The sequence below is a fragment of the Photobacterium sp. DNB22_13_2 genome, assembly GCF_052873915.1.
Genome location: NZ_JBNNXU010000017.1, coordinates 74,547 through 90,404 on the forward strand (window position 1 = coordinate 74,547; position 15,858 = coordinate 90,404).

The 15,858-nt window shown below is 51.7% G+C and carries 16 protein-coding genes; 8 read left to right on the plus strand and 8 right to left on the minus strand.

Annotated elements, in window-relative coordinates; translation table 11 throughout:
- Nucleotides 1-43 precede the first annotated feature (43 nt).
- Complete coding sequence (locus ACVA58_RS20695) at nucleotides 44-487, minus strand: GatB/YqeY domain-containing protein (RefSeq protein WP_446512261.1); 444 nt, start codon at nucleotides 485-487, stop codon at nucleotides 44-46.
- 28 nt (nucleotides 488-515) lie between these two features.
- Complete coding sequence (rpsU, locus tag ACVA58_RS20700) at nucleotides 516-731, minus strand: 30S ribosomal protein S21 (RefSeq protein WP_005301411.1); 216 nt, start codon at nucleotides 729-731, stop codon at nucleotides 516-518.
- A 184-nt stretch (nucleotides 732-915) separates the two neighbouring features.
- Here rpsU and tsaD point away from each other — a divergent pair, with 184 nt between their 5' ends.
- Nucleotides 916-1,938 carry a tRNA (adenosine(37)-N6)-threonylcarbamoyltransferase complex transferase subunit TsaD gene (gene tsaD, locus ACVA58_RS20705; protein WP_446512262.1) on the plus strand — a complete coding sequence of 341 codons (1,023 nt, stop codon included), beginning with the start codon at nucleotides 916-918 and terminating at the stop codon, nucleotides 1,936-1,938.
- Nucleotides 1,939-1,992: 54 nt separating this feature from the next.
- Here the strand turns inward: tsaD and plsY are convergent, their stop codons facing one another.
- Nucleotides 1,993-2,616 carry a glycerol-3-phosphate 1-O-acyltransferase PlsY gene (plsY, locus tag ACVA58_RS20710; protein ID WP_446512263.1) on the minus strand — a complete coding sequence of 208 codons (624 nt, stop codon included), beginning with the start codon at nucleotides 2,614-2,616 and terminating at the stop codon, nucleotides 1,993-1,995.
- A gap of 214 nt (nucleotides 2,617-2,830) precedes the next feature.
- Here plsY and folB point away from each other — a divergent pair, with 214 nt between their 5' ends.
- Genes folB through ACVA58_RS20725 form a run of 3 tightly spaced genes read left to right on the plus strand, consistent with a single transcriptional unit; the run spans nucleotide 2,831 to nucleotide 4,481 of the window.
- Nucleotides 2,831-3,184 (plus strand): dihydroneopterin aldolase, encoded by a 354-nt coding sequence (gene folB / locus ACVA58_RS20715; protein WP_446512264.1) that lies wholly within the window; start codon nucleotides 2,831-2,833, stop codon nucleotides 3,182-3,184.
- Complete coding sequence (gene folK, locus ACVA58_RS20720) at nucleotides 3,181-3,669, plus strand: 2-amino-4-hydroxy-6-hydroxymethyldihydropteridine diphosphokinase (protein ID WP_446512265.1); 489 nt, start codon at nucleotides 3,181-3,183, stop codon at nucleotides 3,667-3,669. The genes folB and folK overlap by 4 nt, the downstream gene beginning before the upstream one ends.
- Before the next feature lie 8 nt (nucleotides 3,670-3,677).
- The gene (locus tag ACVA58_RS20725) at nucleotides 3,678-4,481 is read left to right on the plus strand and encodes an undecaprenyl-diphosphate phosphatase (RefSeq protein WP_446512266.1); all 804 of its coding nucleotides are present in this window, start codon (nucleotides 3,678-3,680) and stop codon (nucleotides 4,479-4,481) included.
- 80 nt (nucleotides 4,482-4,561) lie between these two features.
- On the opposite strand, the gene ACVA58_RS20730 is transcribed toward ACVA58_RS20725, so the two are convergent.
- Nucleotides 4,562-5,800, minus strand: a complete 1,239-nt coding sequence (locus ACVA58_RS20730) for a multifunctional CCA addition/repair protein (RefSeq protein ID WP_446512267.1) — start codon at nucleotides 5,798-5,800, stop codon at nucleotides 4,562-4,564.
- A gap of 202 nt (nucleotides 5,801-6,002) precedes the next feature.
- Here ACVA58_RS20730 and ACVA58_RS20735 point away from each other — a divergent pair, with 202 nt between their 5' ends.
- Complete coding sequence (locus ACVA58_RS20735) at nucleotides 6,003-7,712, plus strand: AAA family ATPase (RefSeq protein ID WP_446512268.1); 1,710 nt, start codon at nucleotides 6,003-6,005, stop codon at nucleotides 7,710-7,712.
- The gene (locus ACVA58_RS20740) at nucleotides 7,712-8,635 is read left to right on the plus strand and encodes a general secretion pathway protein GspB (RefSeq protein ID WP_446512269.1); all 924 of its coding nucleotides are present in this window, start codon (nucleotides 7,712-7,714) and stop codon (nucleotides 8,633-8,635) included. Before ACVA58_RS20735 ends, ACVA58_RS20740 begins: the two co-directional genes overlap by 1 nt.
- Nucleotides 8,636-8,727: 92 nt before the next feature.
- On the opposite strand, the gene ACVA58_RS20745 is transcribed toward ACVA58_RS20740, so the two are convergent.
- The 3 genes from ACVA58_RS20745 to ACVA58_RS20755 all read right to left on the minus strand — a co-directional run bounded on the left by ACVA58_RS20745 (nucleotide 8,728) and on the right by ACVA58_RS20755 (nucleotide 11,452).
- Complete coding sequence (locus ACVA58_RS20745; protein WP_446512270.1) at nucleotides 8,728-9,342, minus strand: TIGR04211 family SH3 domain-containing protein; 615 nt, start codon at nucleotides 9,340-9,342, stop codon at nucleotides 8,728-8,730.
- Nucleotides 9,343-9,470: 128 nt separating this feature from the next.
- Nucleotides 9,471-10,739: an inorganic phosphate transporter gene (locus ACVA58_RS20750; RefSeq protein WP_446512271.1), complete on the minus strand. Its 1,269-nt coding sequence runs from the start codon at nucleotides 10,737-10,739 to the stop codon at nucleotides 9,471-9,473.
- Between the two features lie 32 nt (nucleotides 10,740-10,771).
- Nucleotides 10,772-11,452, minus strand: a complete 681-nt coding sequence (locus ACVA58_RS20755) for a TIGR00153 family protein (RefSeq protein ID WP_428655859.1) — start codon at nucleotides 11,450-11,452, stop codon at nucleotides 10,772-10,774.
- Nucleotides 11,453-11,636: 184 nt separating this feature from the next.
- On the opposite strand from ACVA58_RS20755, the gene ACVA58_RS20760 reads away from it, so the two are divergent.
- Nucleotides 11,637-13,154: a CYTH and CHAD domain-containing protein gene (locus tag ACVA58_RS20760; RefSeq protein ID WP_446512272.1), complete on the plus strand. Its 1,518-nt coding sequence runs from the start codon at nucleotides 11,637-11,639 to the stop codon at nucleotides 13,152-13,154.
- Between the two features lie 56 nt (nucleotides 13,155-13,210).
- Here ACVA58_RS20760 and ACVA58_RS20765 read toward each other — a convergent pair whose 3' ends face one another.
- Nucleotides 13,211-13,969 carry a potassium channel family protein gene (locus tag ACVA58_RS20765; RefSeq protein WP_446512313.1) on the minus strand — a complete coding sequence of 253 codons (759 nt, stop codon included), beginning with the start codon at nucleotides 13,967-13,969 and terminating at the stop codon, nucleotides 13,211-13,213.
- 175 nt (nucleotides 13,970-14,144) lie between these two features.
- Here ACVA58_RS20765 and ACVA58_RS20770 point away from each other — a divergent pair, with 175 nt between their 5' ends.
- Nucleotides 14,145-15,746, plus strand: a complete 1,602-nt coding sequence (locus ACVA58_RS20770) for a methyl-accepting chemotaxis protein (protein ID WP_446512273.1) — start codon at nucleotides 14,145-14,147, stop codon at nucleotides 15,744-15,746.
- Nucleotides 15,747-15,858 lie beyond the last annotated feature (112 nt).

Consider the following 15,858-nt stretch of genomic DNA (forward strand, 5'->3'; position numbering starts at 1 on the left):
CCGGAACCGGATAGCACGGCTTGTTGCAGAAATAGGGTAGGAATTAACCTAGCTTGGCTTTCACCAACTGGCTAACTTTACCCATATCGGCACGACCCTGAACTTGTGGCTTCAACACGCCCATCAGTTTGCCCATGTCTTGCATGCTGGCAGCACCGGTTGTTGCAATTGCCTCATCCAGCAGAGCGGCGACTTCGTCGTCGGTCAGTGGTTGTGGCATGAACTCTCCCAGTACTGTGATTTCAGCAAGCTCAACATCAGCAAGATCTTGGCGATTGGCTGCTTCGTATTGAGCAACAGAATCACGGCGCTGTTTTACCATTTTGGTCAATACTGCCAGCACGTCGTCTTCGTTAAGAGTGATCTTTTCGTCAACTTCACGCTGTTTAATGGCAGCCATTACCAAGCGAATCGTGCCAAGACGAGGTTTGTCTTTGGCTTTCATCGCTGCTTTTTGTTCGTCTTTTAGACGTTCAATCAGAGTCATAACACGTTCCTTCTGTTAATCAGACAGATTAGTACAGACGAACGCGACGCGCGTTTTCGCGAGCCAATTTCTTCAGGTGACGCTTAACTGCCGCTGCTTTCGCACGCTTACGTACAGTAGTAGGCTTTTCGAAGTGTTCACGACGACGTACTTCAGAAAGGATACCTGCTTTTTCGCAAGAGCGCTTGAAACGACGTAGTGCTACGTCAAACGGTTCGTTTTCACGTACTTTGATTACTGGCATGTAATACTCACCTCAGAGTGATTCGGTTAATGCTGATGTTCACTAAAGTATCAGCTGATTAAAAATGGTGCGAAATTCTAATCTGATCTGGGGGCATTTGTAAAGCATTCTGCAACCCTGAACTGGTTAATTTCTGTCAAGGGCGGTAGTATGGCCCCCAATTACCATAAGTATAGAGGTTGTTATGCGTATACTGGGCATCGAAACCTCCTGTGACGAAACAGGTGTGGCTATTTTCGATGATGAAAAAGGCCTATTGGCACACGAGCTTTACAGTCAGGTAAAACTGCACGCCGACTACGGTGGTGTTGTTCCTGAGCTGGCTTCCCGTGACCATGTCAAGAAGACGATTCCGCTCATCAAGGAAGCGCTTAACAATGCCGGCTTGACGCCTGCAGATTTAGACGGTGTGGCTTACACCGCGGGCCCAGGTCTAGTCGGTGCATTGCTTGTCGGGGCAACGATCGGCCGTAGCTTAGCATATGCTTGGGACTTACCCGCTGTTGCGGTACATCATATGGAAGGTCACCTGCTAGCCCCAATGCTGGAAGATAACCCGCCTCAGTTCCCGTTTGTGGCACTGCTGGTGTCGGGTGGTCACACCATGATGGTAGAAGTCAAAGGCATTGGCGAGTATCAAATCTTGGGCGAATCGATCGATGATGCAGCCGGTGAAGCGTTTGATAAAACCGCCAAGCTGATGGGGTTGGATTACCCTGGCGGTCCGTTGCTGTCGCGTTTGGCAGATAAAGGCACGGCTGGTCGCTTTAAATTCCCGCGCCCGATGACCGACCGCCCAGGGCTGGACTTTAGCTTTTCTGGTCTGAAGACGTTTGCCGCGAACACCATCCGCGCCAATGATGATGACGATCAGACTCGCGCAGATATTGCCTACGCATTTCAGGAAGCCGTAGTCGATACCTTGGCGATTAAATGTAAGCGAGCCCTCAAGCAGACGGGATTCAAGCGCTTGGTGATTGCCGGCGGTGTAAGTGCCAACAAGCACTTGCGTGAGCAGCTGGAGGTCATGATGACGAAGATGGGGGGTGAGGTTTTCTACCCGCGTACCGAATTCTGTACAGATAACGGGGCGATGATCGCCTTTGCCGGTATGCAGCGCCTGAAAAACCAAGAGACGATGGACTTGGGGGTGAAAGCTTTCCCACGTTGGCCTATCGACCAGCTTAAGCCGATTCAAGGCGAATAAAAGCGGCTTAGAAGATAAATCGATTAGATAAGCAACCCTGCGGCAAGCTGTAACTCAGTCTTGTGGCGGGGTTGTTTTGTTTTTGCGCTGGAATCTATTCCAAATCTTGCTTTCCTCACCTTCCATTAGGCGACGAACGTTGTCGTGATGACGTAAGACGATAAGGCATGACAGCATGGCCACTGGCATGGTGTATTCGGGTTTGACCCACCAGGTAAAGAGTGGCGCGGCAAGGGCCGTGACCATGGAGCCCAGCGAAGAATAACCGGTCACCAACACGGTCAGCACCCAAGTACTGATCAGCAAGCCGCTTAAATCCCAGCCGATGGGAGCCAGTGAGCCTAGAGCTGTTGCCACCCCTTTCCCCCCCCGAAAATGAAAGAAGATCGGATAGATATGACCGAGGCACGCGGCGATCCCGATGAACCCCAGCATGAATGGATTGACCCCGATAAAGTAGCTAAACCATACCGGCAGCATTCCCTTGAGGATATCGCACACCAGCACGCTAGCGGCTGCCGCGCGTCCGCCCAGACGCAAGACATTGGTCGCTCCGGGGTTACCAGAACCGTTTTCACGCGGATCAGGCAGGCCATACAGGCGGCAGATCAGAACGGCACTGGAGATTGAGCCCAGTAGGTAAGCGCCGATAATGATCATGAGTACAAGTGGTGTCATGCAAGGTCCTGTCACTAGTGGCCTTAAGCCGCCGATTTTATCGGTCGTCAGCCATGATGCATGGGCCGGCATATGGTATAGTGCTCAGCCAACGCCGATAGGCAACACGATGATCATATAAATCAAGATCATAGTATATTGACGATTACGACCTGATAATACGCGTTTTTGCTCAAATTAGGTATCCGACCTCTAACAAAATTAGCGATTGAACATGGATTCAGTATTTATCGAACATCTAGAAGTCATCGCCACCATTGGTGTGTATGACTGGGAACAGGAAATTAAGCAGAAATTGGTGCTTGATTTGGAAATGGCGCACGACAATCGTCCTGCCGCACAAAGTGATGATGTCGCCTATGCCCTTGACTATGCGGCGGTAAGCGATGCCGTGACAGAACATATTCAAAATGGCCGTTTTTTGCTGGTTGAGCGGGTGGCGGAAGAAATAGCTAACCTGATCATGACCCAGTTCTCTGTGCCATGGATTAAGGTACGTGTTACCAAGCCCGGAGCGGTGGCTAATGCCCGCGGTGTGGGGGTTGTGATTGAGCGAGGAAGCAAGTGACCACGGTCTATGTCAGCCTTGGCTCAAACATTGATCGCGAACGCTATCTCCAGGCCGGTTTGGCTGGCCTCAGTCTGCTTGGCTCGGGGATGAAGGTGTCGACCATTTATGAAGCTGAACCGGTAGGGTTTAGCGGGCCGAACTTTTTTAATTGTGTCGCTGTCATCGAAACGTCTTTGTCTTTGGATACACTGCTGCACGCGCTGAAGCAGCTAGAGTTGCAGCACGGCCGTTCACCCAATGCGGTCAAAAACCAAAGTCGTACCTTGGATCTGGACATCCTCCTATACGGGGACACCGTACAGGACGCTTACCCGGTTCTTCCACGTAGCGATATATATAAGTTTGCCTTTGTGTTGTTGCCCTTGATGGAGCTGTGCCCACACCTGGTGATCCCTGGTGATGGCCGCACGGTCACCGAGCTTTGGCATGCTTCTCGTTTTGAACAGGCCCTTTGGCCTGTTGAGCATCATTTTGTTGTTTAGGGATAGTTATGAGTTATTTTGAAGCCTTTGTGCTGGCCCTTATCCAGGGTTTGACTGAGTTTTTGCCGATTTCGAGTTCTGCTCACTTGATTTTGCCTTCTGCCATTCTGGGGTGGGATGATCAGGGGTTGGCGTTTGATGTAGCTGTCCATGTTGGTACATTGGCCGCGGTGATCTGGTACTTCCGTAAGGAAGTGGTTGCTCTGCTGTCGGCTTGGATTGAATCTATTTTCAAAAAGCAACATAGCGCCGAGTCCAAGCTAGCATGGATGATTGTGTTAGCCACTATTCCTGCCTGTATCTTTGGTCTGTTCATGAAAGATATCATCGAGATCTATCTGCGCTCAGCGTGGGTGATCGCCTGTACCACCATCTTCTTCGGCCTGTTGCTGTGGTGGGTGGATGTGCGTGCTATGCAGAAAGATGATGAATACCAGGCTGACTGGAAACGCTCGCTGTTTATCGGTCTGGCGCAGGCTGCAGCGATGATCCCTGGGACGTCTCGTTCTGGTGCCACTATGACGGCGGCGCTTTACCTGGGCTTCACCCGTGAAGCGGCAGCGCGTTTCTCGTTCCTGATGTCGATCCCTATTATTCTGCTGGCCGGCGGTTACCTCAGTATGAAGTTGGTGGTAAGTGGTGCGCCGATTCAGATTGATGCCTTGATGATTGGTATTGCGGTTTCTTTTGTCAGTGCATACGCGTGTATCCATGCTTTCCTTAAGCTCGTCACTCGTTTGGGGATGTTCCCGTTTGTGGTTTACCGCCTGTTGCTTGGTGCTGGTCTGATTGCGTTTCTGGTCACTCAGTAATTTCGCGATCAGCAATTGATACAGAAAGCCCGGCAATGCTATTGCCGGGCTTTTTTCTTTATTTTGTAGTTGGCTGGAGTCTAATTCATCTGCTGGCGTAATGTGGTCAGTACCGCTGTCACCGCATCTGCGCGCCTCAAGGCCAGTTGCTCTTTGATTTCCTTGCCTTTGTACCCAGTTTCGACAATGGGTTTTACGTCGACGGACTGGGCGGCAGCAAAGGCACCCTCGAAGATATCGGCCTGTGGGTACGGGTCATTTTCAAAACCAGTACGTCCACGCACATCTGCCCGACAGCAGATCGCCAGTTGTGCCACCCGCTCAGGCTTACGCCAGGCATCGATTTGATCAAAGATGTTGATGAAGGTGGCTGGGCGCAGCTCGGCAGCAAAATGTAACTTGGTATGCTGGGCGCAGACCATCAATGCGATGTCACGGTACTCATTGGGTACCCGTAGACGTTGACATAGCTTGCGTATCGCACCGAGTCCGGTTTGGCAGTGCATTTTGTGGCTCGGTAGCTCTTCTTTCGGGGTCAGGGCTTTTCCTAGATCATGGACCTGGGCGGCAAAGCGGATCACTGTCGAAGTGCTAAGACCTGCAGCTTGCTCTGCGACCAGCAGGGTATGGATACCGCAGTCGATTTCCGGGTGCCATTTTTCTGGCTGGGGAACACCGAACAAGGCGTTGATTTCAGGCATGACCACTGCGAGGGCACCGCACTGGCGCAGAACCTTAAGGAATATCTCAGGGTTGTCTGACTGCAATGATTTTTCCCATTCGACCCAAACCCGTTCAGGGGTTAGCGCGGACAACTCGCCGGCGACCACCATATCCTGCATCAGCGCCATGGTTTCGGGGGCGACGGTAAAGCCCAGATGGGCAAAACGGGCGGCAAAGCGAGCAACGCGCAGAACTCTTAGTGGATCTTCGACAAAGGCGGGCGAGACATGGCGAAGTTGGCGCAATGCGAGATCTTGCTGGCCATGATAGGGGTCAATCAGGGAGCCGTCTTGCGCTTGGGCTATGGCATTGATGGTCAAATCGCGGCGCATTAGATCTTGCTCCAGAGTGACATCCGGCGCTGAATAGCAGGTAAAACCAGTATAGCCTTGGCCGGACTTACGCTCGGTGCGGGCAAGGGCATGCTCTTGCTTGGTTTTCGGGTGTAGGTAGACCGGGAAGTCGTTGCCAACTTGGCTGTAACCTTGCTCCAGCATTTGCTCCGGAGTTGCCCCTACAACCACCCAGTCTTTGTCTTTCACTGGCAATTCAAGCAGGGCATCACGAACAGCCCCGCCAACTAAATACGTTTGCACTGTTTTATCCTTTTTGCTCTGACTGCAGACTGTTATCTATCGAGTATACCAAACCTTAAAGGCTCTCACGAATGGCTTGCTGCAGACCGAGCTTTAAAGGCTAAACGCTTGTCAGGCTTGAGCTGAAGGGCTATACATTCAGTAAAGGGACAGGTAACGTAGGGGCTTCCCCTTCCAGGCCAACAATAAGAGATCAAATGGCATGTACAAGGACTTTTTTGGGATCACCGAATCACCATTTTCAATTGTGCCCAGCGCACGCTTTCTGTACCTGAGTGAGCGCCACCGCGAAGCACTGACCCATATGTTGTCCAGCCTCAATGGAGGGGGCGGCTTTGGTTTATTGACCGGCGAGGTTGGCACAGGCAAGACAACTGTTCTGCGGGCACTGGTATCGCGCCTGCCACAGGAAACCCAGGTGGCGATCATCATGAACCCGTCGCTATCGACCAGGGAATTGCTCGCCAGTATCTGCGATGAACTCGGTATTGAATATAACGATGAAGCGACGATCAAAGTCCTGACCGATGGGATATACCAGCACCTGTTGGCTAATCATCGTGAAGGACGCCAGACCTTGTTGCTCATCGATGAAGCTCAGCATCTGCTACCGGAAGTGTTGGAGCAGCTGCGTCTTTTGACCAACCTTGAAACCGACAGTGTCAAACTTCTCAAGGTGGTGCTGGTCGGTCAGCCAGAGCTGCAACAGTTATTGCAGCAGGATAGGCTACGTCAGTTGGCCCAGCGTATCACCTCCCGTTATCACCTATTGCCACTGACCGAAGAGGAAGTACGGGAATATATCCATTACCGTTTGCAGGCGGTGGACTGCCTGCATGAGGTGTTCCCTCCGGCCCAAACCAAGCAGATTGCCAAGGCGACAAGCGGGATCCCAAGGCTGATCAACTTGGTGTGTGACAAGTCGATGCAGCTGGCCCACCAACAATCGACCCATTTGTTGAATAAAGAGCTGGTCGAGCAAGCTTGCAATGATGTGTTGAGCTGGCAGCTGCCGCAATATACCGCGCCGGGCCAACTTGATGCTCCTTCGGCTTCACGCAAGCCCTTGCTGGTGGCCGTGGCCGCCGGGATCATCACAGCGGTTGGTGTGGGGTATGGGATGGGGTTGCTGTCCTTGCCCGCGAGCTCAGCCTTGACGGTGGAAACCGCAGCAAGTGAGCAAGTAGCGACGGAGGAAGTGACTAAGACGGCTGCCTCTGCCGCGGTACCCCAGCCAGCCAATCCAGTGCTGGCTTCAGTACAGGTACAGTTGGCACCTTCTTTGCCGCAGCAATTGTCTCCTCAGGCGCAGTGGCTGGCGGTTGTCAAGCAAGCGGGGTCCGAGCGTCTCGCGATGCAAACCCTCTACAGCTTATGGGGCTATAGTACCCAGCTCAACCAGGCCAATTGTGAATCGGGGAGCCGTGTCCAGCTTAGCTGTTTTAACGGTAACGGGTCATTGGAACAGTTGGCCCTGATCAACCGCCCTGCCATCGTAGCGCTCAATGAACCTAGTGGTGAGGCATTCTTTGCCACTATTTATGCCATCGGAAAAGATAAGGTTGAATTGTTGCTGGCTGGGCAGCGCTTTGCGGTGAGTGCACAATGGCTATCACAGCGCTGGGATGGCCAGTATACATTGCTGTGGCGTCCGCCATTGGGAGAGAAAACGGCGATACGCTACGGTCAGCAAGGCCCCCGGGTACAGTGGCTCGATCGCCAATTGAGCCAGTTGTTAGGTGTCATGCCAGAGAACCAGGATACCTTTGAGCAGGCATTGCTCAATAAGCTACGTCGCTTCCAGCGCGCACAAGATTTGTCTGTGGATGGCATTGCCGGGCCTCGTACCCTGATGGTGATTGATTCCGCACTGAATTTGCCGGGGCCCACCCTGCAACCGGAGAAAAGTTAATGTCGAAGTTACTCTCAGCTCTGGCCCAGTCAGATGCCCAGCGCGCCTCGGCAACGGTTTCGTCACGGGCAGCTTACCGCACAGGCCTTGCTCCCAAGCAAGCAAATCCATGGTTGCTACCGGGACTGGGGTTTGCCCTGCCGGTGATCGGCATTCTGGGATACTTGTCTTTGTCATCACAGGCCGATGTCAAACCGGTGCCGGTAAGGCAGGCTGTCGCCGCTAGCGTGACGATCCCGGAGGCCGTCCAGTCAGCTGCCGTGCCTGTTTCTGTACCAGACACTATATTGCCGCCGGAGGCTGACATTGTCCCAGTAGCACTCGCCTATCCACAAGGAATTGAGTCGCTTGATTACCCTCAACTGTATACCGAGCCGTTGCCGAGCCGGTCAATAGTGCCCCAGCGAGCCCGCTATAATCAAATGCAGTCCTCTTCATTGCCTGTAGAGCTGGCAGCCAATGAGCCCAGTGGCTGGGACAGTGATCCTATACCGGTGGGTAGGGCGGCTGAGCGTTCAGTGAATGATAGCTGGGATCTTGACGCGCTTGATTATTCCGAGCTGTCCCCAGAGCTAGCCAGCCAACTGCGGTCTGCCATCGCTGCCACCGGCGACGGGGAAACCTTGCCTCAACTGTTGCAGGAAGAGCGCTTGCCATCAATGCCTAAGCCACAGGAGCCGATGGACGCGGTATCCATTGGTGCGCTACCGGCATCGGTTCAAGACCGGATCCCAGCGCTTAACTTCCAGACCCATATCTACTCTTCCGCACCCAATAGCCGCTGGGTGAAAGTCAACGGCAGCGAAGCCTATGAAGGAGATGAGATCGCGCCCGGAGTGACATTACGACGTATTGACCCGCGCGAGGTGGTGTTCGATTTTGAATCTTACTTGATATCGATGCCGGCGCTGTCGGAGTGGTAACCATAAAGCTAGCGCGTATGTAAACCACAGAAAATTAGGCAATAAAAAAGGCAGCTAAGCTGCCTTTTTTTGAACCTGTGCTGTTAGCCAGATTATGCCCAACCGTTATTGCGCTTGCGGCGACGAGGGATAAGGTGAGGCAGAACCAGACCGAATAGCAAACCACCACCGGCAACCATACCGCCGTAAGTGAACCAGCGCATCAGCAAGTCGTCTTTTTGTGTATCCAGGCGGGCACGTAGCTCGCGGATCTCTGCTTGTGATGTCATTAGCTGTTCGTTCAGCTGGCCGTTCTGGGTTTCCAGATCAGTAATCTGTTCGTTACGAAGCTTGAGAGAGCTTTGCAGGCCAGCCGTTTTCTCATCGCCTGACTCAAGGGCTTCTTCAAGTTGGGCTTTGACTTCTGTGAGCTCTTTCTCTAAGGCGGGAAAACGAACTTTCAGGCCAACTTGCGGTGAAACAAAATCAGAGTTTACCCAGCCGGTACGGCCGCGGCTATCACGGACTTTACTAAATCCCGTCTCGCGGTTGGTTTCCAGTAGGTCTACTTTGGTACCGGCATTAACACTGCCCATAATGCGGTATTGGGTGCTTGGCCCATTGTGCATATAGGTAAATAGATTGTCGGAGATATACCGAGTTTGGGCCTGTGCAGGCATGGTCGCCATTGCACAAGCGAATAATAGTAAGCTGATTAGCTGCTTCACAATTTGATTCCTTGGGGGAGAGCCTGTTTTTCTCTAAGAGGCAAAGTCTAAGAATTTTGTGGGCTGGGTGCAAGAAAAGAGGGAGGCATCGCCTCCCTCTTTTGATCTTGAGCCCGCTTTGACGGTGTTTAACCAAACACCGCTTGCATTACGTAGAAGAAAATGACTGCAAGCAGGGCGCCAGCTGGCAGGGTAACAACCCAAGAGGCGACGATATTACGTACCACACCCAGGTTCAATGCTGCGATACCACGGGCAAAGGCAACACCAATGACACCACCGACTAGAGTCTGCGTGGTTGAAATTGGAAGGCCTGTACCAGAAGCAAGCACAACGGTTGATGCGGTTGCTAGCTGTGCAGCAAAGCCACGGCTTGGTGTCAGTTCGGTAATACCGGTACCAACGGTCGCCATCACCTTGTGGCCCATGGTTGCCAGACCAACAACGATACCAATACCACCTAGTGGTAAGATCCACCAAGCGATTTGGCTCTTGGCCGTGATTTCACCCATATTCTGAACAGTAGAGACAACGGCAGAAAGAGGACCGATAGCATTGGCTACGTCGTTAGAGCCGTGGGCAAAGGCCATCGCACAAGCTGTAACCACCATCAGCAGGCTGAAAATACGCTCAACACCGGCGTAACCGTTACTATCTACTGACGAACCGTCATCTGTGTACTTGCGATTAATATAAATGTAACCAAACACCATTACAATGAATGACACTGCAATAGCGGCAACCCATGCTTCACCGCTAGAAAGGTGAAGACCGACATGTTTCAGACCCTTTTTGATAGTCACAAGAGCGATGACAATCGTGGTCATGAACATGTAGACAGGCACAAACCGCTTTGCATTTACAACTGGATTATCGGTATCGAAAATCAGGCGCTGGGCGCTAATGAAAATGGCGTAAGCAAACAACCCCGAGATCAACGGAGTGATAAGCCAGCTACCGACGATGCCCTGTACCGAGCTCCAGTCAACAGCTTCTGTACCCGCTGAAACACAGGCAAAACCGATGATGGCACCAATAATGGAGTGGGTCGTAGACACCGGCCAACCCATATAGGATGCAACCAGTAGCCAAGTACCCGCAGCCAATAGGGCCGACATCATGCCGTACACCAATACTTCAGGATTGGCAGCATAGAGAGAGGTTTCGATAACCCCTTTACGGATGGTATCTGTTACTTCACCACCTGCTAGGTAGGCACCCGCAAACTCGAAGATCATCGCAATGATGATTGCTTGTTTAACGGTTAGTGCTTTCGAACCAACCGAGGTACCCATGGCATTAGCAACATCGTTTGCACCAATACCAATAGCCATCAATAGACCAAAAAAAGCCGCCACCAAAATAAGAATGGTGCCGTAGTTAGCCAGGATTTCCATTGTAAAACCTTGTTTTTGTTACATTCTTTCGCTTATGAGCGCGATAGCATGATTTCAAGACGAGAGCCGACACGTTGTGCCTGATCAGCAATAGCACCAACCCACTCGAGAATCTTGTAAAGGAACATAATATCCACCGGACTGTATTGGTCTTCGATGGACATGAGCTGCTGGCGAAGCAAGATCTGCATGCTGTCAGTATCGTCTTCGATAACATCAAGCTGGTTGATCATCTCTGCCACAAGCGTCACTTCCCTACCTTTAAAGCCTGTTTCAAGAAGCTCGTCCAGTTCGTTGATCACTCGGTTCGCCTGATTGGCGGCGTCAAGACAACGTTGAACGTAGGCAATAAAGTCAGGGTACATTTCGGAAGGAATCTGAAGCTGGCGACCCAAGACGCGACCTGCAATGTCTTTCGACAGGTTGGCAAGCTTATCTTGTTGGGTCAATAGGCCTAGCATGTCAGTACGATCGACTGGCATGAACAGACCACGAGGAAGTTTCAAGCGGATTTCACGCTTGAGCACATCCGCATCTTTTTCAAGCTGGGAAATTTGCTCGCGCAGGACAGCCGCTTGCTCCCAATCACCCGCCTTACAGGCTTCGAAGAAAGGGACAAGTAGTTCACAACAATCATTTACACGAGTAACGTGACGTTGCAATGGTTTGATTGGGGACTTAGCAAATAGCCCCATAATAGTATTTACTGGCATAGCCGAATAACCTAGAAAGTGCCTTAAGTGGCTAATTCTTGAGCGATGGTCATTAAGGCGCGCATGGTAACGCATAAGTAAGTATAGGGGAACTAATTTCGATCAAGGTTTTGTTGATATTTCATGCTTGCCCCAGAGTGCAATTGCCAATATCCTTGCTTTGCCACTGTTTATAGGTAGAACTATGGAAACTGAGATAGAACTGAAGTTTTTCGTCTCACCAGAATTTTCGAGCCAGCTACTCAAAAAAATCGCTGAAGCGAAAGTTCTGCAGCAAAGTCGTCGTGAGTTAGGTAATGTCTACTTCGACACCCCAGACCAAATTCTTCGCCAGCACGATATCGGTCTTCGGATCCGTCGTTTTGATGATGTATTTGTCCAAACATTGAAGACTGCGGGCCGCGTGGTCGCCGGGTTGCACCAGCGTCCGGAATACAATGCCGAAACCAACAGCACCGATCCTGATCTTGCTCTGCATCCAGCTGATGCCTGGCCGGAAGGTTTTGATGTCGATAGCACCCAGCAGCAGCTGGCCCCGCTTTTTTCTACTGACTTTGTCCGCCAGCAATGGCTTGTCGCGATGCCGGACGGGAGCCAAGTCGAGTTGGCTTTTGATCAGGGCACAGTCAGCGCCAATGGCGAAACCTCGCCAATCTGCGAAGTTGAGCTTGAATTGAAATCGGGCCAGACCGACGCCTTGTTTACCTTGGCTCGTGAACTGTGCGTCGATGGTGGCATGCGATTGGGTAACCTGAGTAAAGCCGCGCGAGGTTACCGCTTGGCGGCTGGTTATCAGGGTGATGAAGTCGCTCCGTTGGCCCCGGTCAAACTCAATGGCAGTGAATCTGTGGAAGTGGTATTTGTCAAAACGCTTGAGCATGCGCTCGGCCACTGGCATTACCATGAACAAATTTTTGCCGAGTGCCAAGAGCCAGCTGCGCTGGTACAAATCCAGCAGGCACTGGGCTTGCTTCGTCAGACCTTGGTGACTTTCGGTGGCATGATCCCACGCCGTGCAAGTGCTTTGCTACGCCAGGAACTGCAATGGCTGGAAGGCGAACTGGACTGGCTGGGTGAAGCGGCCGGCTTGGATTATTTGCTGGCGGAAAAAGGTCATGCCCTGAAAAAGCTGAATGCGCGCAAGCAGCTGGTTAAGCAGCTTGAAGAGGTTCAGGCGGATCTGCCTGATGACAACGAAATGTTGTTGCTGCTGAGCTCGGCCCGCTATTGTGGTTTGCTGCTTGATTTAAGCCGCTGGCTGCTTAGTCGTGGCTGGCAGCCGTTCCTCGATGATAAATCCCGGACACGTTTGGCTGAACCGATCAAAGGCTTTGCCGATAATATGTTGGCTCGCTCGTGGCAGGAGCTGCTGGATGTCTTTCCGGCTGAGCGGCAGCTAAACCGGGTTGATTATCTTGACCAGCAACCGCGCTTGGTCCGCAACCTGATGAGTGGCCTGAGCTTTGCTTCTTTATATGAAGACGATAAGCGCTTGGTATTTCGGATGCCTTGGTTGGATTTATTGCAGGGCATTGAAGATCTGCGTCACCTCGAGCCTATCCGTCAAGTGCTGAGCCAACAGGATGATGAAGAGGACCGTAGCCAGATAGAAAAATGGCTACAGCGCAAGGAAGAATCATTGATCCATGCAATGGATCAAACCCGCCAGATGGGGATTGAATTGGTCCCATACTGGCCGTAAGCGACACAGTTGCGTCCCATCAACACCCGGCCATGCGCCGGGTGTTTTTTTAGCCGCTACTTCTTATCTATTTTCTTCTCTATCGCTTCGAGGCGCTCTATCAGCCGCTGTTGGTTGGTCAGCATCGCTTGCCATTCTCGTTCTTGGCGGGCATCGTCCTTCTCTTTATTTTGTTTGGGATCGGAAATAATAGAGCTGACCAAGCCTGCCACCATACCGAACAAGCCGACGCCACAGATAATAATGACGGCTGCTAGTATTTTCCCAATCTCGGTCACCGGGTAGTGGTCACCATAGCCGACTGTGGATATCGTCACGAAAACCCACCACAGGGCGTCGCTGGCGTCCTTGATATTGGACTCCGGTACATTGCCCTCGAGGATTAGCATCAAGGCGGAGCCGACCGATATCAGTACGGTCAACAGCAAGAAAATACTGGCGACAGTAGCTTCTCGGCGGTTGCTGCGGATTTGGTTGAGGACTTGTTGGCTGGAGCGGATCAGTCGGATCACCCGGAATATTTGTAGCAAACGGGCAAAACGGATTTGCTCGATAATCGGAATGCTGGCGATAAAATCGAGCCAGTGGGTTTTGAGGTAGTGTAATTTGTCTTGGCTGCGGAAAAAATCAGCCAGTAGCTGGCACCAGAATACCAGACAGATAAACGTGTCGATACCAAGTAGCAGCATATAACTGTTACTCTGCTTAGGCAGGAAAATCATGGTGGTTACAATAGTCAGTGATAGAAACGATAGAACCAGTGACATCAGGCTCATCGGGTTGAGTTCATATTTGACGGGGTCGATCTTTTTCATCATTAAATCTTTTTACTGCGCGGCCGATAGTTACAATGAGGTATATTGTTTCGTTGCGAAAAATAAATAGATTTCTAGGCACCGATTCCCCACTTTCCAGTGCATGACTATAGGTCATTTGGATGATCAAGTAACTCTTGCTCTGGGACGTAATAAGAATATATGGAGATACCACATGACCAAAATGGTTTTCAAGCCGTGGGAAAAAGGACTGACAAATATTCGCTTGGTTCCCAAGCTGTTACTGTTGATGGTGTTCAGTACCATCTTGCTGGTTGGCAAGCAGCTTTGGGATGCCAGTACCTTCTATCAAACAGTAGTGGAAATCCAACAGGACAGGGCGCAAGAGCAAGCGCTGGCTACGGCGGCCGTGATACAGGCTTTGCCATCGGATAGCCAGCAGGATGTTATTTGGGTGGAAAGCGTGGTTGCCGCCCAAGCGGCGGCGATGAATCGTGAGGCTTATGTTTATCTGGTGGAGCGGGGAAGCAATAAAGTCATCGGCCACCCAGGTGCCAATGCACTGTCTGAACTGCAGGACAATATTGATAGCAAGGGAAGTCTTAATCGTGCCTTGCAGCAACTGTCAGGGCAGGCCAAGCTGAACTTTTCCGATCAGTCCCGGTTTGAATATGCGGTTGAATTACCGCGTCTTAATTGGGTGGTAGTAGCTTCACAGCCAGCCTCAGAGGCGGATGCCTATTATCAGCATTATTTGTTGCAGGTGGCATGGCAAACCGCATTGATGATCATTGCTTTTGTGGTGATCCTGCTGGGAGGCTCCCATGTCATGCTGCGTCAGACTAGATACTTAGCCGACAGCATTAAACGGCTAGCTGCCCGCGATCTGACCCAACCCATTGTAATGGAATGCCGTGATGAATATGGCGATCTGGCCCGAGAGCTTGAGAAAACCCGTCTTCAGCTGCGTGATGTGATAGGTAATCAGCGAGATGCTGCTGGTGAGCTATCCGGCCTTGCCGAGGTGATGTCAATCAGTATGGTGGAAACCAAGGAGTCGGCGCAGGAAGAGTTCAATGAAATCGACCAGTTGGCCTCGGCAATGAGCGAAATGACCTCGACCGTGCAAACCGTTGCTGAGCACGCCCGTGAGGCATCAAGTGCTACCGAAGGGACGTCAGGCCAAGCCGTACAGGGGCAGCAGTTTGTTTCCCAGACTATCGGCACGATTAACCAGTTATCACAAGACATCAGCCAATCAGCTAATGCTGTTAACCAAGTGGAAGAGCGGGTTGAGCAGATCGGCAGTGTGATTGTCACTATCCAGAGCATTTCCGAGCAGACCAACTTGCTGGCGCTCAATGCGGCTATCGAAGCAGCCCGTGCTGGCGATGCCGGGCGGGGTTTTGCCGTGGTAGCCGATGAAGTCCGCAATCTTGCTCAGCGCACTCAGACGGCAACCGTTGAGATCCAGGAGATGATTTCCCAGTTGCAATCCAGTGCTCAGCAGGCTGTTGGCTTGATGGAGCAAAGTGTCGTTGAAGCGGCCGAGGGGGTTGATCTTGTGACCAGTGCCGGTGGAGAGCTAGATAAGATCGTTGAGCAGGTCAGCCTGATCAATGATATGAACTTCCAGATAGCCTCGGCCGCTGAGCAGCAGAGCACCGTGGCTGATGAGATGAACCAGAACCTGACCAATGTTCGTGAGCTGGTAGAGGCATCGGTCGTGGTCGTTACCGAACTGTCGGAAACATCGGATTCCATGCAGGATCATGCCTCTGAGCTGGAAAAGAAAATTCAGGCTTTTCATGTGTAAATTAATGGTTTAGATACGTGCTGGTTTTCAGCCAAATCAACGCCCGCCTATGGTGGGCGTTGTGCTATCGTAAGGACAGTTAATATCCAGCTTGGCAGTAAGGCTTTGTTCG